This is a genomic window from Roseibium sp. (assembly GCF_039982295.1).
Classification (GTDB): Bacteria; Pseudomonadota; Alphaproteobacteria; order Rhizobiales; family Stappiaceae; genus Roseibium.
In genome coordinates this window covers 195,874-214,778 of the sequence record NZ_JBDWYP010000092.1, presented here as the reverse complement: position 1 = coordinate 214,778, position 18,905 = coordinate 195,874, and the positions used below count along the sequence as shown (strand labels likewise).

General features: G+C 58.2%; 17 protein-coding genes. 12 read left to right on the top strand and 5 right to left on the bottom strand.

What is annotated here, in order from left to right:
• Positions 1 to 46: 46 nt before the first annotated feature.
• The 3 genes from ABJZ52_RS21190 to ABJZ52_RS21180 form a co-directional block, all read right to left on the bottom strand.
• A complete protein-coding gene (locus tag ABJZ52_RS21190) occupies positions 47 to 994 on the bottom strand; it encodes an ABC transporter substrate-binding protein (RefSeq protein ID WP_348186727.1) in 948 nt (315 codons plus the stop codon).
• Between the two features lie 84 nt (positions 995 to 1,078).
• A complete protein-coding gene (locus tag ABJZ52_RS21185; RefSeq protein ID WP_348187158.1) occupies positions 1,079 to 2,077 on the bottom strand; it encodes an ABC transporter permease in 999 nt (332 codons plus the stop codon).
• Complete coding sequence (locus ABJZ52_RS21180; protein ID WP_348186725.1) at positions 2,067 to 3,698, bottom strand: sugar ABC transporter ATP-binding protein; 1,632 nt, start codon at positions 3,696 to 3,698, stop codon at positions 2,067 to 2,069. The genes ABJZ52_RS21185 and ABJZ52_RS21180 overlap by 11 nt, the downstream gene beginning before the upstream one ends.
• 255 nt (positions 3,699 to 3,953) lie before the next feature.
• Between ABJZ52_RS21180 and ABJZ52_RS21175 the strand changes: the two genes are divergently transcribed.
• Positions 3,954 to 4,973: a LacI family DNA-binding transcriptional regulator gene (locus tag ABJZ52_RS21175; protein WP_348187156.1), complete on the top strand. Its 1,020-nt coding sequence runs from the start codon at positions 3,954 to 3,956 to the stop codon at positions 4,971 to 4,973.
• A gap of 20 nt (positions 4,974 to 4,993) precedes the next feature.
• On the opposite strand, the gene ABJZ52_RS21170 is transcribed toward ABJZ52_RS21175, so the two are convergent.
• Entirely contained in the window at positions 4,994 to 6,046 is a 1,053-nt protein-coding gene (locus tag ABJZ52_RS21170; protein ID WP_348187154.1) for a LacI family DNA-binding transcriptional regulator, read from the bottom strand.
• 573 nt (positions 6,047 to 6,619) lie between these two features.
• Between ABJZ52_RS21170 and ABJZ52_RS21165 the strand changes: the two genes are divergently transcribed.
• From ABJZ52_RS21165 to ABJZ52_RS21140, 6 genes are all read left to right on the top strand, one after another.
• Complete coding sequence (locus ABJZ52_RS21165; protein WP_348187152.1) at positions 6,620 to 7,849, top strand: ABC transporter substrate-binding protein; 1,230 nt, start codon at positions 6,620 to 6,622, stop codon at positions 7,847 to 7,849.
• Positions 7,850 to 7,990: 141 nt separating this feature from the next.
• A complete protein-coding gene (locus ABJZ52_RS21160) occupies positions 7,991 to 8,887 on the top strand; it encodes a sugar ABC transporter permease (protein ID WP_348186723.1) in 897 nt (298 codons plus the stop codon).
• Positions 8,880 to 9,830 (top strand): carbohydrate ABC transporter permease, encoded by a 951-nt coding sequence (locus tag ABJZ52_RS21155; protein WP_348186721.1) that lies wholly within the window; start codon positions 8,880 to 8,882, stop codon positions 9,828 to 9,830. The genes ABJZ52_RS21160 and ABJZ52_RS21155 overlap by 8 nt, the downstream gene beginning before the upstream one ends.
• Before the next feature lie 5 nt (positions 9,831 to 9,835).
• A complete protein-coding gene (locus ABJZ52_RS21150) occupies positions 9,836 to 10,924 on the top strand; it encodes an ABC transporter ATP-binding protein (protein WP_348186719.1) in 1,089 nt (362 codons plus the stop codon).
• A gap of 167 nt (positions 10,925 to 11,091) precedes the next feature.
• Positions 11,092 to 11,838 carry a sugar phosphate isomerase/epimerase gene (locus tag ABJZ52_RS21145; protein ID WP_348186717.1) on the top strand — a complete coding sequence of 249 codons (747 nt, stop codon included), beginning with the start codon at positions 11,092 to 11,094 and terminating at the stop codon, positions 11,836 to 11,838.
• Positions 11,839 to 11,847: 9 nt separating this feature from the next.
• A complete protein-coding gene (locus ABJZ52_RS21140; RefSeq protein ID WP_348186715.1) occupies positions 11,848 to 12,981 on the top strand; it encodes a Gfo/Idh/MocA family oxidoreductase in 1,134 nt (377 codons plus the stop codon).
• Between the two features lie 115 nt (positions 12,982 to 13,096).
• On the opposite strand, the gene ABJZ52_RS21135 is transcribed toward ABJZ52_RS21140, so the two are convergent.
• Positions 13,097 to 13,396 (bottom strand): PilZ domain-containing protein, encoded by a 300-nt coding sequence (locus ABJZ52_RS21135; protein WP_348186713.1) that lies wholly within the window; start codon positions 13,394 to 13,396, stop codon positions 13,097 to 13,099.
• 97 nt (positions 13,397 to 13,493) lie between these two features.
• On the opposite strand from ABJZ52_RS21135, the gene ABJZ52_RS21130 reads away from it, so the two are divergent.
• The 5 genes from ABJZ52_RS21130 to ABJZ52_RS21110 all read left to right on the top strand — a co-directional run bounded on the left by ABJZ52_RS21130 (position 13,494) and on the right by ABJZ52_RS21110 (position 18,815).
• Complete coding sequence (locus tag ABJZ52_RS21130) at positions 13,494 to 14,210, top strand: NnrU family protein (protein WP_348186711.1); 717 nt, start codon at positions 13,494 to 13,496, stop codon at positions 14,208 to 14,210.
• A gap of 203 nt (positions 14,211 to 14,413) precedes the next feature.
• Positions 14,414 to 15,094, top strand: a complete 681-nt coding sequence (locus ABJZ52_RS21125) for a tetratricopeptide repeat protein (protein WP_348186709.1) — start codon at positions 14,414 to 14,416, stop codon at positions 15,092 to 15,094.
• The gene (locus ABJZ52_RS21120) at positions 15,091 to 16,443 is read left to right on the top strand and encodes a PQQ-binding-like beta-propeller repeat protein (protein WP_348186707.1); all 1,353 of its coding nucleotides are present in this window, start codon (positions 15,091 to 15,093) and stop codon (positions 16,441 to 16,443) included. Before ABJZ52_RS21125 ends, ABJZ52_RS21120 begins: the two co-directional genes overlap by 4 nt.
• Before the next feature lie 41 nt (positions 16,444 to 16,484).
• Entirely contained in the window at positions 16,485 to 17,927 is a 1,443-nt protein-coding gene (gene der, locus ABJZ52_RS21115) for a ribosome biogenesis GTPase Der (RefSeq protein WP_348186705.1), read from the top strand.
• A 96-nt stretch (positions 17,928 to 18,023) separates the two neighbouring features.
• Positions 18,024 to 18,815 (top strand): inositol monophosphatase family protein, encoded by a 792-nt coding sequence (locus ABJZ52_RS21110; RefSeq protein ID WP_348186703.1) that lies wholly within the window; start codon positions 18,024 to 18,026, stop codon positions 18,813 to 18,815.
• Positions 18,816 to 18,905 lie beyond the last annotated feature (90 nt).

The following is an 18,905-nucleotide window of genomic DNA, read 5'->3' as shown; positions in this document are numbered from 1 at the left end:
CAGGCGTCCCCCTTGTCGGACGCCTGCCAAGGATGGCTCGCTGTGATTAGAACGGCGAGTCCGGGAAGTAATAGTTCTCGGCATTTTCCGGAGTGACCAGCGGAGCGCCCAGAATGAAGCGCCCGGTGACCGGTGCATTGGAGACGTAGTTCAGTGCCGTCAGCTCGATCGCGGTGGCGATCATTGCCGGCGGATAGAGAACGTCAGCGGGAACCAGACGATCGCCATCCATGACGCGCTTGATGATGTCCTTCATGCCGGCTCCGCCGAGAATGAACAGCTCGTCTTCACGGCCTGCCTGTTTGACAGCCTCGATCACGCCAATGGCGATGTCGTCATCCTGTGCCCAGACCGCGTCGATCTTCGGAAAACGTGACAGGAAGTCCTGCATGACCTCGAAACCATCGTCCCGGTTCCAGTTGGCATGTTTCATATCGAGGACCTTGATGTCGGTGCCTTCGATCCCTGCCATGAAGGCGTCGACACGTTCTTCATCGATCACGGTTGGGATGCCACGCAGAACAACGATGTCGCCCTTGTTGTCGAGTTTTTCCTTGACGAACTCGGCGGAAACGCGGCCGAGCTCCGGGTTGTTACCCGCAACATAAAGGTCCTCGATGCCTTCCTGGCTGAGGCCGCGGTCAACAACGGTGATGAAGGCACCGCTTTCCTTCACCATCCGGACTGGATCGGTCAGGGGCTCGGATTCAAAAGGCAAGATCACGAGCGCATCCACGTTGTGGACGCTGACTAGATCCTCAAGATCGTTGGCCTGAGCCGAGGCATCGGACGCTGTGACGAGGATCATGTCGATGTTGGGATAGAGTTCTTCCATCCGGTCGACAGCGACATTGGCATGATAGTTCAAGCCGCCGGCCCAGCCATGGGTCGCTGAGGGGATAGACACCCCGATCTTGATCTGGTCGGCTGCGATCGCCGTCCCGGAGAGAGACAAGGCGAAAGCTGTCGCCAGTCCCAGGAATTTACCTGTCATCTTCATGTTTTCCTCCACTCCCAGTTTTCCGGGTCTGTCCCGGTCGTGCGCCGGGCGGGACACCACAGCGCAAGTTTCTTGGGCTCACTGGCCTTTGTTCTTCCAACCACCGCGCTGCAGCCAGACTGCGACGATGATGATGACGCCCTGAACCGCCCCGTTGAGGTAGTTGGAAATCAGATCCGTCAGATTGAGGATGTTGCCGATCATGGTCAGCATGATCGCGCCGATCACCGTGCCGCCGATGCGGCCTGATCCGCCTTTGAGCACCGTGCCGCCGATGATTACCGCGGCAATCGCCTCCAGCTCCCACAGGACGCCCGTCGAGGAGGAGGCCGAGCCAAGGCGCGGAACATAGATGATGGTCGCCAGGGAAACGCAGAGCCCCTGCACAATGTAGGTCAGGGTCTTGACCCGGTTGACCTGAACGGCGGAATAGCGGGCCACGGCTTCATTGGAGCCAATCGCGCGGCAGTGGCGGCCAAAAGCGGTCCGATTGAGGATGACCCAGCCAATCGCTGCGACCACCGCAAAGACGATAACCGGCACCGGTATGCCAAGAAGGTCGCCATAGTAGAACGGGCGGTAGGCACCGCGGATGGCATAATCGAGTGAGAGCGTTCCGCCATCGGCGAAATAGGTCACCAGCGATCGGAAAATGCCCATGGTGCCGAGGGTCACGATGAAGGCTTCGATCTTGCCTTTCGTTGTCACCAGTCCGTTGAATGCGCCAGCGAGAAGGCCAAGTGCGAGCGACAGCAGAATGCCGCAGGCAATGATCAGGCTGGCGCTGTCAAAGACGTTCATCAGCGCATTCATCGAGATGATCATCACACCGGAAATCACCGCTGCCATGGCGCCGACTGACAGATCGATGCCACCGGCCGTGATCACGAAGGTCGCCCCAACCGCGATGATCCCGATGAAGGCACTCCGCGTCAAAATGTTGGAGATATTGCCTTCCGACAGAAATGACGTGTTCAGGGCCGTGCCCAGAACCATCAGCCCTATGAGCGCAAGAAGCGGCCCCCAGGTCTTGAGATCGAACGGGCCCAAGCCAATGGCTGCGGCCTTACGCGACATGGTCTGCATCAGTGTTGTTTCCCCCGGTTGCCTCTGCCGTACCCTGGCTCTTGAGCCCGGTCGCATAACGCATGATTTCATGTTCCTCGATTTCGTCGCCCTGCAGGATGCCGGTCAGGCGGCCAGACCGCATGACGGCGACCCGGTGGCTCATGCCGATGATTTCGGGCATTTCCGAAGAAATGAGGACGATCGATTTTCCTTCCGCAGCAAGCGCCGCGATGAAATTGTAGATTTGCTGCTTGGTCCCGACATCGATGCCGCGTGTCGGTTCGTCGACAATCAGGATATTCGGATCAATCTCGAGCACCTTGCCGAGCAGCAGCTTTTGCTGATTCCCGCCTGAAAGAGCGCCAACGGGTACGGACCTGTCGCGAACGCGAATGTCGAAGCGCCGGATTGCGCGTTCAAGTGCAGCGTCCTCAAGCGTGTCATCAATCAGTCCCTTGTTGCTGAACTGCCGAAGCGCAAACAGGGTGAGATTGATCTTCAAACCGTCATTCAGAAGCAGGCCTTGCCCCTTTCGGTCCTTGGTCAGATAGGCAATGCCTCGGTCGCGGGCCTGATCCAGGGCCGTCATTTCGACCGTTTCGCCATTTAACCGGGTGGTGCCGGCGGTGCGCTGGCGTAGACCGATGATGGCTTCGAAGAGTGCCGAGCGCCCCGAGCCGATAAGGCCAGCAAAGCCCAGGATCTCTCCCTTGCGCAGATTGAATGAGACATCATGAAGCACGGTTCCTACACCGAGGCCATCAACCTCAAGAACCGGTGGGGCATCGACGTCTGGCTCATTCTTCGGCGGGAACATGTCCGAGAGATCGCGGCCCACCATGTGACGCGCCATGTCGTCTTCGGTCAGCTTCTCCGCGCCGGTGGTGATGATCTGATGGCCGTCGCGCAGAACGGTTACGCGATTGGCCAGTTCCTTGACCTCGTCCAGCTTGTGCGAAATCAGGACGATGCCGACGCCTCGGTCACGCATAAGGCGGATCTGTTCAAAGAAGGCGCTGGTTTCATCCGGCGTAAGGACCGCCGTGGGCTCGTCCATGATCAGGACGCGGGCGTTCCTCGACAGGGCCCTGGCGATTTCAACGAACTGCTTTTGGGAAACGGAGAGACTGGCGACGGTGGCGTCCGGGGCCATGTCGACATTCAGGTGCGTCAGAAGCTCTTCGGTTTGCCGGCGCATGGCCGCATGATCGATGAACCACCCTCGGCGAAGTTCGCGGCCGAGAAAGATGTTTTCTTCGACCGAGAGCTGCTCTGCCAGATTGAATTCCTGGTGGATCAGAACGACGCCGAGATCCTCGGCTTCGCCATCTGGGGGCAGGGTCACTTCCTGTGCGTCCAGATGAAGCTTTCCGGAGGTTGGTTGATGATAGCCAGAGAGGATTTTCATCAAGGTGGACTTGCCGGCGCCGTTTTCGCCGATCAGCGCATGGACTTCGCCGGGGAGCACATCGAAATCAATTCCGAACAGGACCTGGATGTCGCCAAACGACTTGGAGATATGCCTTGCGGACAGCACGGGTTGCCTGTCCGATGCAGGCGCGCTCGACGGGGCAGGGCCCGCAACAGCTTGCCCGCCGCCACCAGCGATGCCGGTGCGAAGTTCGCTCATGGTCTTCCTCCCAGGTCGCCGTTTGCGCCGGACGATAAAATCATCCTGACGTGACACCAGGACGTGACGGGTCAGCATCACATCCTCCGGCAGTGCCAGTTTCCTCCTGTTGGAAATTATGTAAACGTTTTCATTTTTGATGTAAAGGTTTACATTATCATTCTGTTCACACTTTCGGCTCGCTTGCTTGTTGACCCGAAAATCGCCTAAAAGCACGGGGTTGCGCTGGGAGTTGACTGTTTGAAAGTGCGTGAGATGGCGACGATTGAGGATGTGGCGCGAATGGCGGGCGTGTCGATTGCGACCGTGAGCCGTGCGATTCATCATCCCGGCAAAGTGGCCGAAACCACGCGCAAGAAAGTCAACGCGGCGATCGCCAAGACGGGCTTCACCGCAAACGCCATGGCGCAAAGCCTCCGCAGCAAGTCATCCAAAATGATCCTGGCCATGGTGCCGGATATATCGAACACGTTTTTCGCAAACATTCTGCTCGGTCTGGAAGCGGTGGCCACGAGGCGCGGATACGGCCTTTTGATTGGCAACACGGAGAACGATCCCCAGACGGAGGCGACCTATCTCACCTACACCCGGTCGAACAAGGCTGATGGCATCGTCCTGATGACTGGCCATTTGCCTTTCGGGGCGGCGGAGGTGCGTCAACACCTGCCACCGATCGTGGCGGCCTGCGAAGAGATCGCCGAGGGGAGTGTTCCCTTCGTTGGTGTTGACAATCAGCACGGTGCGCGAACGGCCGTTCGACATCTCGCTGAGTTGGGCCATCGGCGGGTTGCCTATATCTCGGGTCCGCCGAACAACATTCTCTCAACCGAACGCAGGGCTGGCTATGAGCTGGCACTTCGTCAAAGTGGGCTGGAAGTCGACCCGGCCCTGATTCTGGATGGCGATTTCTCCATCGAGGGCGGGCGTCTTGCCGTTGAGCGGCTTTTCATACGCGATGCCCTACCGACAGCATTCTTCTGCGCCAATGACGACATGGCCATTGGTGTTTTGCTGGCCTTGAGCCAGCGCGGCTACAATGTTCCGGGAGATTTCTCGGTTATCGGCTTCGACGACATTCCGTTTTCCAGCTGCACGACACCACCGTTGACGACAATCCGGCAACCCCGCAGGCTGATCGGCGAAGCCGCAATGACCAAGATGTTGGATATGGTCGAAGGCAAGCCGGTCAAGGCAGGCGCGGTCATTTTGCCGGTCGAGCTGATCATTCGTGGCAGCACCGGTGCTCCGCGCGAGATTGACCTCCGGCTGGACTAACCGATCGGGAAGCTCTGCCGTCAGTCCTGCTTTCGAGGTGATGAGTAGGCAAGGGTCTGGAGGTCTTCCGCCGGCGTTCCCTCGATGCGCGCCAGGACCTTGCGTGCCAGGTCCCGACCAGCTTCGCGAAAATCCTCGTCAATGACATTGAGGCCGGGGCGAAACCACTTGAGTATGTCAAATGAAGATTGTTTCGAGACGATATCGACTTCTTTGCCGAGGGTCACTCCGGCCTTCTCTGTTCCGAAGGCGGCGGCAATGCCGGCGCTTCCGCTGCCACAGATAATCCCGTCGGGGGGCTGGTCGCTTGTCATCAGCTGGTGGACCGCATCTCCAAGTTTGTGAATGTCATCATCGATCGTCACAGGGGGCATGGGCACCTGCTGCAGGTCATATCGGGCAATGCCCTCCAGAAAGCCTTCGATCATGTGACGCGAGTAGGTGAGGTTCCTTGGTGGCCCGACCAGGGTCAACCTCTTGCGGCCGAGCTTGGCTAGAATTTCCACGGCATCCCGCGCGAAAGCTGCATTGTCGTAGTCATGAAAGGCGTGGGCGACGCCCATGTCCGTCCGGCCATGAGTGGCAAAGGGCAGTTTCTTGTCATGCAAATAGCGGATCCGAACATCTTCGGGTTCCGTGCGCGAGAGGATGACGCCATCGGCAGAACCGGTCTCGACCACGTAGCGGACAGGAGCCATCGGGTCGCTCGCATGCGTGTAGGGTGTCACCACCAGGTGGTAGGGGGTGCTGGCGAGAACTTCCGAGATGCCCTGGATCATCTGGCTTGTCAGCCCGAGGATCTCTTCTTCGGTGTTGAGAATCAGGCTGATGACGTTCGTCTTGCCTGTGCGCAAGCGAACGCCTGCGCGGTTTGGACGATAGCCGATCTGGTCGGCCACAAGACGGACCCGCTTCTTGGTCGCTTCACCGATGTCCGGCGCATCCTTGAGCGCCTTGGACACGGTCGTAATGCCAAGGCCGGTCATAAAGGCGATTGTCTTGAGGGTCGGGCGTTGTCCAGCCGCGAGTTTTGGCGCGCCGGCCTCGTCAGAGTTGCCAGTCTCACGTTGCAGGTCGGTTGTTGTCTGGTCGGTCACGTTGCGGATCCTGCCCGGAGTTTGCGCAAAGCCATGTATTTTGTTTCAGATCTTCTAAAGCCCCAGGATATGCCGGGAAAGCTTATTTTCCGCGTTGATTTGCGCCACTGAGGCTCGGATCGCTCGCGGTAGCGGGTCGAGAGGTGGCAAAATCTCCCAAAGGCAGCACAAGCGTGGGCGGCAAGGGAGGTCAGTCTTGAAATACTAAAACGTTGCAGAAAAAACGCAAGCTCTCGCCTCGCAAAGCGTATTTTACGCATGAAGTTTTTTGGTTGTGCTGCGGCTGCGAATGGGTCGTAAGGCGTGTGTCTGGCTTGTCGGGAAACAGTGAATGTAACTATCAAAACAAATAGATAAGGTGCTGATTTTGGTTAAATTGGAGAGGTTTGTTCGGTATTGCTTGTCATTTTTTCAAGAGTTTTTTCGCACACGCACACCTACTTTTTTATACCGTGTTGAAAATTCTGAAAAGCCGGATTAGGCTCAAACTATAACGTTGCAGTAAAACGCAGTTATGGGAGGAATGAAATGCGTGGTTCGATAAAAGGAATGAAGCGGGCAGGGCTGTTGATGGCAGCTGTTGCAATGCCTCTGGGAGCAGGGGCGCTGGCAACAGATCTGGAGGTCACACATTGGTGGACGTCCGGTGGCGAGGCGGCTGCCGTGGCCGAGTTTGCCAAGGCTTTCGACGCGACCGGCAACAAGTGGGTGGACGGCGCGATTGCCGGGTCCGGCGGCACGGCCCGTCCGATCATGATCTCCCGCATCACCGGCGGCGATCCGATGGCGGCGACACAGTTCAACCACGGTCGTCAGGCGGAGGAGCTGGTGGAGGCCGGCCTGATGCGTGATCTGACCGACATTGCCGAAGCCGGCAACTGGAAGGATGTTGTACGTCCGTCCAGCCTGCTCGATAGCTGCACCCTTGATGGCCGCATTTACTGCGTCCCGGTCAATATTCATTCCCAGCAGTGGCTATGGCTTTCCAACGCTGCCTTTGAAAAGGCCGGTGTGCCGGTCCCAAGCAATTGGGAGGAATACGCCGCCGCAGCGCCGAAATTGCAGGAAGCTGGAATCATCCCGCTCGCCATGGGTCAGCAGCCCTGGCAGACGACGCTGGCATTCCAGGTGCTCCTGGTCGCCCTCGCTGGTCCTGATACCTACACTGCTGTGTTCGGCGGCAAGGATGCAGAACTTGCAGGCGGCGAAGAGCTTGCGAAGGTCTTCGAGGCCGCATCTGCAGCTCGGGACATGGCAAAGGATTCCAACATCCAGAACTGGAACGATGCGACAGGAATGGTGATCTCCGGCAAGGCGGCAGGTCAGATCATGGGCGACTGGGCACAGGGCGAGTTTCAGGTTGCCGGACAGGTCGCGGGCAAGGACTACACCTGTCTGCCTGGTCTTGGTGTCAATGAAGTGATCCAGACTGGTGGCGATGCGTTCTATTTCCCGAAGGTGGATGATGCCGAGGTGACGGCTGCCCAGGCAGAGCTCGCCAAGGTCATGATTTCGCCGGAGACGCAGGTTGCGTTCAATCTCAAGAAGGGATCACTTCCCGTTCGTGGCGATGTTGACCTGAATACTGCCAATGACTGCATGAAAAAGGGTCTCGATATCCTCGCCAAGGGGAACATCATTCAGGCGCCGGATCAGCTGTTGTCGGCAGATGACCTGACGCAGGTGAATGATCTCTTCGTCGAATTTTTCAACGACCCGTCGATGTCGGCTGAGAGTGCGCAGTCACGTTTCGCGTCGATCATTTCCAACGCAAGCTGACACCTGAACAGCAAGAACAGCTTTCTCGCGCGTCCGGAAGAGGGCGCGCGAGAAAGCCACTCAAGATCCGGGTTGCCGACCGAGGTGCCTGGGAACGGCTGAGGTTTGCATAAAGCGACCCGAGAAAAGGGCACTTCAAGCATGGCGGTTGCAAAGCGCCCGTTCAGATGGCACCGGAACCTGAGCGCCAAGGTGGCCGCGATCCCGATGATCGCGACCGCAGGCATCGTGTTCGTCGGGGGAACGGCCTGGACGGTTCTTTATTCCTTTACCAGCTCCAAGCTGCTGCCGAAGGAGAAGTTTGTTGGACTGGCACAGTACGAGCGTTTGTGGTCCAGTAACAAATGGCTGATTTCCATTGAAAATCTGGCTATCTACGGCGCGCTTTCCCTGGTTTTTGCCATGGTTGTCGGCTTTTTGCTTGCGGCGCTTCTGGACCGGAAAATCAGGTTCGAGGACACGTTTCGGACGATCTTTCTGTATCCGTTTGCCCTCAGCTTCATCGTCACGGGCCTTGCGTGGCAGTGGATATTGAACCCGGATTTCGGCGTCCAAAACGTAGTCCGAAGCATGGGCTTCGAAAGCTTCAACTTTGACCCACTCTATAATCCCGACATCGTCATCTATGGCGTACTGATCGCCGGACTGTGGCATGAAACGGGTTTGATCATGTGTCTGATGCTGGCGGGGTTGCGTGGCATCGACGAAGATATCTGGAAGGCGTCCCGCGTTGACGGCATTCCGGTCTGGAAGACTTACATCTTCATCGTCATTCCCATGATGCGCGGCATCTTCATCACGGCGCTTGTGCTCATCGCATCCGGTATCATCAAGGTCTACGACCTGATCGTCGCCCAGACCGGCGGCGGGCCGGGAATCGCCTCCGAAGTTCCTGCGAAATATGTCTATGACGCCATGTTCCTGTCGCAGAACCTGGGGCAGGGCTTTGCCGCCTCGACCATGATGCTTCTGTCTGTTGTCATCGTTGTGGTCCCCTGGGCCTATCTGGAATTCGGGGGGAAATCTCGTCGTGGCTAAAGTCGTAAATCTCAACACCAATTCTCTTTCGGCTCAAAGTGATGCCGGGGACGGATCCGTCGCAGAAGGGCCTCGCGGCGAGAAGCCCAAGCGCGTCCTGACGCGGCGCAATATCATCCTCTACGGCACGCTGATCGTGGTTGCCCTATACTACTTGCTGCCTCTCTACGTGATGGTGGTGACCTCCCTGAAGGGCATGCCGGAAATCCGGCTTGGCAACATCTTCTCGCCGCCGGTTGAGGTCACCTTCGCCCCCTGGGTCAAGGCATGGTCCGAAGCCTGCACCGGCCTGAATTGCGAAGGGCTTTCGCGCGGGTTCTGGAATTCAGTACGGATTCTTGTGCCTTCCGTGGTGCTCTCCATCGCCATTGCCTCGGTCAATGGCTATGCGTTGGCCAACTGGCGCTTCAAGGGGGCAGAGCTTTTCTTCACCATCCTGATTGTGGGGGCCTTCATTCCCTACCAGGTGATGATCTATCCGCTCGTCATCATGCTCAGGGAGATTGGCCTGTATGGCAGCCTGACCGGTCTCGTGCTCGTGCATTCGGTGTTCGGAATGCCGATACTGACGCTGCTGTTCCGGAACTATTTTGCCTCTGTTCCCGAGGAGCTCTTCAAGGCGGCGCGGGTCGACGGCGCCGGCTTTTGGGCGATCTACTTCCGCATCATGCTGCCGATGAGCCTGCCGATCTTCGTTGTGGCCATCATCCTGCAGGTTACGGGCATCTGGAACGACTTCCTGTTCGGTGTGATCTACACCAAGCCGGACCTCTATCCGATGACCGTGCAGCTGAACAACATCGTCAATTCGAGCCAAGGGGTGAAGGAATACAACGTCAATATGGCGGCAACGATCCTGACCGGGCTCGTTCCCCTTTGTGTCTACTTCGTTTCCGGAAAATTGTTCGTGCGCGGCATCGCGGCCGGCGCGGTGAAAGGGTAACCGTCATGACAAGTGTCTCAGTCCGCGATCTTACACTGCGCTTCGGATCTCTGGAGGTTTTGAGTTCGCTGAACCTCGACATCAACGAAGGCGAGTTTCTGGTTCTGCTCGGCCCGTCCGGTTGCGGCAAATCCACATTGCTGAACTGCGTCGCAGGCCTTCTCGATATCTCCGAGGGACAGGTTTTCATCTCGGGCAAGAATGTCACGTGGGAAGAACCGAAGGACCGGGGCATCGGCATGGTGTTTCAGTCCTATGCGCTCTATCCGCAGATGACCGTCGAGAAAAATCTCGCCTTCGGACTTCAGATCGCCAAGCTGCCGAAGGACGAGATCGCCGCACGCATCAAGCGGGCTGCTGAAATCCTCCAGATCGAGCCGTTGCTGAAGCGCAAGCCGGCACAGTTGTCTGGTGGTCAGCGTCAGCGCGTTGCCATTGGCCGTGCGCTCGTGCGGGATGTGGATGTCTTCCTCTTCGACGAACCGCTGTCAAACCTCGATGCAAAGCTGCGTGCGGAACTGCGGGTTGAGCTGAAGCGCCTCCATCAAAACCTCACCAACACCATGATTTATGTGACACATGATCAGATCGAGGCTTTGACCCTGGCGGATCGGATCGCGGTCATGAAGGGCGGGATCATTCAGCAGCTGGATGCGCCCCTGACCATCTACAACAAGCCGGTCAATCTGTTCGTTGCGGGCTTTATTGGCTCGCCCTCCATGAATTTCCTGAAGGGACAGATTGAAATTCAGGACGGTGCACCATCGGTGCGCCTTGGTGAGAATCTCATGGTGCCGCTTGCAGGCTATGACGCGCAAGGAACCTTGTCGGACGGTCAGAAGGTAATCTTTGGGGTTCGCCCGGAACACCTCACCCTGACCCGTGATCAGACCTCCGGCCCGTCCTTGCCGGCGGTTGTCGAGCTCGAAGAGCCTATGGGGGCCGACAGCCTGGTCTGGCTGCGCCTTGGTGATCAGTCAATGTCCGTGCGGACAGACAGCAGTTCCCGCTTCAGTCCCGGCGAAGAGGTCGTCATCACGTTTGACCTCGACCACGCCTCTGTCTTTGACGCTGATACGGAAGAACGGATCTAGGGTCTCTGCGTCCCGCGAAATTCTGCCTGGGCACCAGGCAGACCCACACGGTCCGCATTCATCCGCGGACCTGAAGCCTGCCGGTCGGGTGTCTACCCTCCAGCGCCCCGGACGGCAGGCTCATCCAATTGAGACAGGGCCCCACGGCCTACATTAGGAGATCGACCATGAGCGATTATTCGTTTCAGCTCTACAGTGCGCGTGAGTTTCCCCCGCTGACCGACACTTTGAAAATGGTGGCCGATGCAGGGTATGCGCAGGTGGAAGGCTACGGCGGTGTCTATGAGGACACCGGCGCGACGCGAGCTGCGCTCGACGCGGCGGGCTTGACCATGCCTTCAGGCCATTTCTCGATCCAGATGCTCGAAGAGGACGAGGCAAAAGTCTGCGAGATCGCATCGGCTCTCGGCATCACACACATCTATTGCCCTTATCTGGACGCCAGCGATCGGCCAGCAGATGCGGCGGGCTGGATCGCCTTCGCAAAACGCCTTGAGGCCCTCGGCGGGCGCTATGGTGCCCGTGGCATGATCTTCGGTTGGCACAACCACGATTTCGAGTTCGTGCCGCTGGCTGATGGCTCTGTCCCGATGAAACTCATTTTGGACAACGCGCCAAACATCAGCTGGGAAGCTGATATCGCCTGGATCGTGCGCGGTGGCGGCGACCCGTTCGAATGGATCGAGGCCTATGGCGACCGTCTGAGCGCCGTTCACGTGAAGGACATTGCTCCGAACGGAGAGTGCGAGGACGAAGATGGCTGGGCGGATGTCGGCCAGGGCACGATGGACTGGAAAAAGCTCAACGAAACCCTGAAGGCCACAAAGGCGCAGTTGTTCATCATGGAGCACGACAAGCCAAGCGATGCGACCCGTTTCGCGCAGCGTTCCATCGAAGCCTCTCAGACCTGGTAAGGCAAGAATATGAGTGACACTCTTGGCGTGGGCATCATCGGATGCGGAAACATCTCCACCACCTATTTCAAGTTTCTGCCGCTGTTCAAGGGCGTGGAGGTGCGCGCCTGTGCAGACCTCAATCGCGACGCCGCTGAATTACGAGGCACCGAATACGGTGTGCGTGCGGACACGGTGCACGACCTTCTGGGGGCCGATGACATCGACATCGTGGTCAACCTGACCATCCCCGATGCCCACTGGCCGGTCACGAAGGAGATCCTCTCTGCCGGAAAGCACGTTTACTCGGAAAAGCCCCTGGTGCTGACCCTGGAGGACGGCAAGGCCATGCAGAAACTTGCGTCGGAAAAGGGCCTGAAGGTTGGCTCCGCACCTGACACCTTCATGGGCGGTGCGCATCAGCGGGCGCGCCGCGCGATCGATGAAGGCCGCGTTGGCAAGATCACCTCCGGCACATGCCATGTCATGAGCCACGGCATGGAGCAATGGCACCCGAACCCGGACTTTTTCTTTCTGCCAGGTGGCGGGCCTGTCCTGGATCTCGGGCCCTACTACATCGCCAATCTGGTCAATCTTGTAGGGCCGGTGAAGCGGGTCGCGGCCCTGACATCCATGGCAACGCCGACACGAACGATTTCAAGCCAGCCTAGAGCGGGCGAGAAAATTCCGGTCAAGACACCAACCAACATCCATGCGTTGCTCGAGTTCGAAAACGGGGCGACCATCACCCTGTCGGCGAGTTGGGATGTCTGGGCACATCGCCATGAAAACATGGAGCTATATGGCACGGAAGGGTCGCTCTATGTTCCCGACCCGAACTTCTTCGGCGGAGATGTTGTCCTGACGGGCAGTGATGGCCAGGCGGAGACGCTGGCGGATGACGGTCATCCCTTCGGTATCCCGAATGAGGAACATGGCGACGGTAAGAAGGCCAACTACCGGGCGGCCGGACTGGCAGATATGGCGCAGGCTCTTGTTGAGGGTCGGGATTATCGCTGTTCCCTCGACAGGGCACTTCATGCGGTCGATGTGATGACCTCTATCCTGAAATCGGGCGAAACCGGAAGCTTTGTGGACATCGAGACGCCGTGCTCGCGGCCTGCAAGCCTTGGCAAGGACGAAGCGCTGGCGATGCTGCGCTGACGCTTTTCCTCGCGCTTCAGGGCTGGTTGAACCTGGAGCGCGAACACCAGTTGGGAAACAAAAAACGGCAGCGCTTATAGGGCGCTGCCGTTTGCAAACTCATCAAGCTGATTTTCTAGGAAGCGCGTTTCAACGTGCTTTCTGCTGGGCCAGTATACCGCACGCCCATGCGATCTTCCTTGCGCCACACGACTTCCACCGGCCGCCGCGTACATTCGTTGTCGACATAGAGCAGGAATGCACCGGGCACTCCAAAGGAGTTCGGCAGCATCAAAAGCGCGCCATCCTCATTCGTGTTGCGAATTGTGCAGTTGAAAACCTGGGAAAGGCCGCCAAAAACGATGCGTCCCGATTTCAGGGTTCGTTTGCGAGGGCCGCTACGTCGTTCTTCGATTGTGTCCTGTCCGTCAGACATGGCTTTGATCCCGAAAATATCGAAGAACAGAGTGTAGTCCTGGAATCTAAACAAATGCTTGTTTCAATTGTAGAGTCGTTGCTGTTTGGGACGAAAGTTGGCGCGATTGAGCGGCTTTTTGTGCATGGGCGTGGCACGAACCTTTGATCTGGTGGTCGCGTTGAACACCATGCTTGACGTTCCCATCGTCTTTGCCGACTGTTCGGCCAGGACGAACTTGGGAGAGTGGTTCATGTACGCGCTTGTTATCGGCCTTGCCGTTTTTCTCGGCATTCACTGTCTGCCGATGTTTGTTCAAACTCGGGAAAATTTGATCGGACGCTTCGGCGGGGCAGCGTATCGGATCGCCTTTTCCCTGATCTCGGCTGTCGGCCTGTATTTAATCATCACCGGATATGGCGCAGCGCGCGTTGAGGATCTTCCGGTGCTCTATGATCCGCCTGAATGGACCCGGCATGTGGTCATGCTGTTCATGATCCCGGTCTTCATTCTGCTCATCGGGGCCTATGTGCAGGGTCGTATCAAGAGAACGTTTCGTCACCCGATGCTGATTGCAATCAAGCTCTGGGCTTTTTCGCACCTTCTTGTGCGCGGAGATCTGGCGTCAGTGCTCCTGTTCGGAAGTTTTCTTGTCTGGGCAGTGGTCGATCGGATTTCCCTGAAGAGGCGCGTCGAGGAAGGCCCGGTCGTTTCGGTCAGCCTTGATCAGGACCGTCCCTATCTGGAAATATTCGTCATTTTGGCGGGACTTGTGGCCTATGGTTTGTTCGTCTGGAAGGGCCATGAGCTTGTCATTGGCTACCCCTTGACGTAAGCACGGGAAAGCTTGGTGCAGAAGGGCTTGGAAATAAATCGTCTCCTTGCCTAACTTGCGCCATCAAACCGTTGAAAAGAAGCCGATACTGGCGTTTGCCTCCTGGGAGGCATGTCGATATTGTGTCGCGCTGGCCAACTGATTTGTCGCCGCGAGGCGATTGCGGTCGGCATAACAAACTTGAATGCAGGAACAAGACACGCATGTCCGATATTTTTCGTGAGGTCGATGAAGACATCCGCCAGGAGAAGTACCGTCGGCTATGGGATCGCCTCGGCCCCTGGGTTATCGCAGCTGCTGTCTTGATCGTCGTCGGTACCGGCGGGTACCGGGGCTGGCTCTATTGGCAGGAAAACCAGTCTCAGCAGGCTGGCGATGCATTCTTTGAAGCCGTGCGTCTGTCCGAAAGCGGAGATGTTGCGCAGGCGGAGCAGATGTTCGCTGAACTGTCGGATGCAACAGGCGGCTATCCGGCACTGGCAAAGTTGCGTGCGGCCACCGACATGGTTCGCGAAGAGCGGACCACCGAGGCTCTGGCCGAATTTGATGCGCTGTCCCGCGACAGCAGCGTTGACAGCACCCTGCGCGATATTGCGAGCCTGCGTGCGGCTTATGTGGCTGTCGACTCGGAAGACTATGCCGGGGTTGCCGACCGGGTGGAAGGCCTGACCGGAGAGGATGGCCCTTTCCGTGCAGCGGCTCGTGAAATTCTCGCTGTTGCGGCATGGAAAGCTGGCGATGTTGATACGGCGCGATCCTGGATCGCAGCTCTGGAAGACGATCCGGCAACGCCGACAGATGTCGCGCGCCGTGTCGGGATTCTCTCACAAGTGATTGACGCGGCCTTTGGCGCGGCCGACGATAGCGACGGAGCTGCCCAGTGATACAACGTTCTGGTCTGGCGGCTGCGCGCGCGTTCGGCGCGGCTGTGGCGTTTTCATTGCTTCTGTCCGGCTGCGGCAGCGTTTCCGAATTCTCCGATAGCCTGAATCCGTTTTCCAAGGAAAAGACACTCGCCGGAGAGCGCAAACCCGTCTTTGACGGCGCTGATCCGGCCGCCGTTGTGGAGGGCCGTGCCGCGTCGGTTGGCAAAGCCACTGGTGGCCAGGACTGGACGACAGCTGGCGGCGGTCTGACCAATGACCCGGGTAATATCGCGGTCAGTATCTCGGGCTCGCGCGTCTGGCGCGCATCGATTGGCGCATCAGGCGGCAGCTTTACTTCGGATGCCCTGCGTGGCTCCGCGCGCCCGGTCAGTGCGGCGGGACGTATCTTTGTTTACAAGCCCAATGGCGATGTCATTGCGTTCAGCACCGGCGGTGCACGCCTCTGGACACGGGCCCTGCGTCCGGAAGGCGAGAAGGATGTTGCACCTGGCGGCGGTGTCGTTGTTTCCGGGAACATCGTTTATGCGGCGACCGGCTATCAGCAGGTTGCAGCGCTTGATGCCGCATCCGGCCAGGTTTTATGGACCGGTGAGCTGGGCACGCCGGCACGTGGCGCGCCTGTTGCAGGCAATGGGCTTGTCATCGTCGTGACCCAGTCCAACGAAGTCTATGCCTTGAATCAGGAAGATGGCACCGAAGCCTGGAATTACGTCGGCATCGAGGAAACGGCAGGCGTCCTGTCGTCCGCGAGCCCGGCGATTTCCGGCAATCGTGTCGTCGTTCCGTTCTCCTCTGGAGAAATCATGGCCCTCGATATCAAGACCGGTGAACCGGCCTGGATCGACGGCGTCGCGCGTGGCTTCCGTACACTCGCCGTGTCCGGTCTTGCAGATGTTTCGGCAAGCCCGATTGTTTCCGGCAATACGGTCTATGCGACCGGAGTTGCCGGGCGCACAATTGCGTCGAACCTGAAGGCGGGCGAAAGGCTCTGGGAACAGGACCTGGGCAGCGTGCATACGCCGGTCGTATCGGGCAATGCACTGTTCATGATCGATCTGGATGACCGCATGGTCGCTCTGGATCGCAAGTCGGGCGAAACGCTTTGGGCAACGACCTTGCCGCGGCCCGAGAAAAAGAAGAAACGCCGCAACTGGGCTGGTCCGGTGCTTGCGAATGGCGCTCTTGTCGCTATATCCAGCGACGGACGGATGGCGATGGTTGATGCCACGTCTGGCAACATCATGGCCACCTATGACGTCAAGACCAAGGTCTATGTGACCCCGATCGTTGCCGGTGGGCGGATGATCGTTTTGGACGGCGATGACGCCGTCGCCGCATTTAACTGACCCGGACGCCGGGTCAGCGCGGCTTATCAGGAGTAATGATCGTGGGCGCAAAAGTCGCCATCATCGGACGGCCGAATGTCGGCAAGTCCACGTTGTTCAATCGTCTTGTCGGCAAACGGCTGGCCCTGGTGGATGACACGCCTGGCGTGACGCGTGATCGTCGGCCGGGCGATGCTCGCCTTGGCGATCTGCGTTTTACGATTGTTGACACGGCGGGTCTTGAGGACGCCGACAATGCGAGTCTTGAAGGCCGCATGCGCCATCAGACAGAAGAAGCCATCGTCGAAGCCGACGCGGTTCTCTTCGTCATTGATGCCCGCGCCGGCGTCACGCCGCTGGATGCGCATTTCGCGGAAGTCGCGCGCAAGACCACTACACCTGTGATCCTTCTCGCCAACAAGGCGGAAGGAAAGGCCGGGGAGAGCGGTCTCTACGAATCCTTCTCCCTAGGTCTGGGCGATCCAATCGGAATTTCCGCAGAGCATGGCGAAGGCCTGTCTGACCTCTATGACGCGCTGAAACCGCTGGTCGATCGGATCGATGAGGAAGAGGCTTTGGCGGCTGCGGGTGCCGAAGTCGAAGAGGCGCGCACCAACATCGCAGTTGACGAAGATGGGGAGCCGCTCGAGGAAGACGAGCCGGTTGGCACCACCGAGCGCCCCTTGCGGGTTGCGATCGTTGGACGACCCAACGCGGGAAAGTCGACACTGATCAACTCGATGCTTGGCGAAGACCGTATGCTGACGGGACCGGAGGCGGGGATCACTCGCGATTCCATTTCCGTCGAATGGCAATGGCATGATCGCCATATCAAGCTGTTCGACACGGCGGGCATCCGCCGCAAGGCGCGGGTTCAGGAGAAGCTGGAAAAGCTGTCCGTTGCAGATGCCCTTCGTGCGATCAAGTTCGCTGAGGTCGTGGTGATCACGCTGGACGCGACCAATTCCTTCGAGAAGCAGGACCTTCAGATCATCGAACTGGTCGCCAGAGAAGGCCGTGCGCTTGTCGTTGCAATCAACAAGTGGGATCTGATCGAGGACCGGGAAGAGGCCTGGAAACGCATCAAGGATGCGAACGAGCGCTATTTCAATCAGATCCGCGGTGTTCAGATCGTCACCATGTCCGGTATTCAGGGGCAGGGCATCGACAAGCTGTTTGAAAGCGTCTTCAAGGCGTATGAGGCTTGGAACTCCCGCGTTTCCACGTCGAAGCTCAATCGCTGGCTGGACAAGGTCACGATCAACCATCCGCCGCCTGCAGTTGCCGGCCGCCGCGTCCGTCTTCGCTACATGACACAAGCGAAGACCCGGCCACCGCACTTCGTTGCTTTTGCGTCCCGTCCCGAGCAGTTGCCCGAGAGCTACACGCGATATCTTGTGAACAAGCTGCGTGAGACGTTCAATATTCACGGAACGCCGATCCGCCTTTCCTACCGAAAGGGCGAGAATCCTTACGCGGTGAAGAAAAAACGCAAGATTCAATAGTCAACTTTCCGTCGCAAAAGACACTTAAGTGATAGCGGCCCCGCCTGCGGGGCCTTCCTGTTCCTTTCTTCACATTTCCCTTCAAGGAGACATTTGATGGCGTCCGAACGGCTCGAATTTGCCGCAACCCTGGCCCGCAAGGCCGGTGAACTGGGAATGGATTACTTCCGCCGCCTCGAGACCCTGACGGTAACGAAAAAAGGTCATCAGGATCTGGTGTCCGAAGCCGATCGCGACGTGGAAACCCTGGTTCGCAAGGAGCTGGCTGCGGCCTATCCGCAGGACGGCATCGTCGGTGAAGAGCACGGTCGTGTCGAAGGCACGTCTGGCTACACATGGGTTATCGATCCCATTGATGGGACTGCCAATTTCGTTTCAGGTATCCCGCAATGGTGCGTGATCATTGCCTGCGTTCACAACGGAGAAACCGTCGTTGGCGTCATTCATGATCCCAATGCCAACGAGACCTTCCACGCCGCCAAAGGCGAAGGCGCTTTCTTGAATGACAGAGCCATCAAGGTCACAGACAGCGACAGCTTGTCAAATGGCTCCCTGGGCGTCGGCTTCAATGGACGGTCCGAAGCCAGCGACGCAATCAACTGCATCGGCGCGCTGGTCTCCAAGGGCGGTGTTTTCTTCCGTAATGCCTCCGGTGGCCTCATGCTGGCCTATGCCGCTTCCGGCCGTCTCATCGGCTATTGCGAATCCCACATGAACGCCTGGGACTGCCTGGCCGGCATGCTGATCACCGAAGAAGCTGGCGGTATGGTTGCGCCCTATGATGCCGACCATACGCTGGCCAACGGCACCCGCGTTGTTGTTGGCGGTCCTGGTGTCTTCAAGGACATTGCTGAAATTGTCGAAGCGTCTTTCGGTCCGCGGCGATAGCGCCATCGATCACCGGTCTTCCATAAGCACGTCAGAACAAAAAAAGGCGCGCCCGCTCGGGACGCGCCTTTTTTATTTCTGAAGAGGAAT

Bases quoted from the DNA above. Each gene is read 5' to 3' on its own strand.
- ABJZ52_RS21135 (WP_348186713.1), bottom strand. From the start codon at position 13,396: ATGTCTGACGGACAGGACACAATCGAAGAACGACGTAGCGGCCCTCGC.
- ABJZ52_RS21165 (WP_348187152.1), top strand. From the start codon at position 6,620: ATGAAGCGGGCAGGGCTGTTGATGGCAGCTGTTGCAATGCCTCTGGGA.
- ABJZ52_RS21190 (WP_348186727.1), bottom strand. From the start codon at position 994: ATGACAGGTAAATTCCTGGGACTGGCGACAGCTTTCGCCTTGTCTCTC.
- ABJZ52_RS21175 (WP_348187156.1), top strand. From the start codon at position 3,954: ATGGCGACGATTGAGGATGTGGCGCGAATGGCGGGCGTGTCGATTGCG.
- ABJZ52_RS21160 (WP_348186723.1), top strand. From the start codon at position 7,991: ATGGCGGTTGCAAAGCGCCCGTTCAGATGGCACCGGAACCTGAGCGCC.
- ABJZ52_RS21145 (WP_348186717.1), top strand. From the start codon at position 11,092: ATGAGCGATTATTCGTTTCAGCTCTACAGTGCGCGTGAGTTTCCCCCG.
- ABJZ52_RS21185 (WP_348187158.1), bottom strand. From the start codon at position 2,077: ATGTCGCGTAAGGCCGCAGCCATTGGCTTGGGCCCGTTCGATCTCAAG.
- ABJZ52_RS21110 (WP_348186703.1), top strand. From the start codon at position 18,024: ATGGCGTCCGAACGGCTCGAATTTGCCGCAACCCTGGCCCGCAAGGCC.
- ABJZ52_RS21140 (WP_348186715.1), top strand. From the start codon at position 11,848: ATGAGTGACACTCTTGGCGTGGGCATCATCGGATGCGGAAACATCTCC.
- ABJZ52_RS21125 (WP_348186709.1), top strand. From the start codon at position 14,414: ATGTCCGATATTTTTCGTGAGGTCGATGAAGACATCCGCCAGGAGAAG.
- ABJZ52_RS21180 (WP_348186725.1), bottom strand. From the start codon at position 3,698: ATGAGCGAACTTCGCACCGGCATCGCTGGTGGCGGCGGGCAAGCTGTT.
- ABJZ52_RS21150 (WP_348186719.1), top strand. From the start codon at position 9,836: ATGACAAGTGTCTCAGTCCGCGATCTTACACTGCGCTTCGGATCTCTG.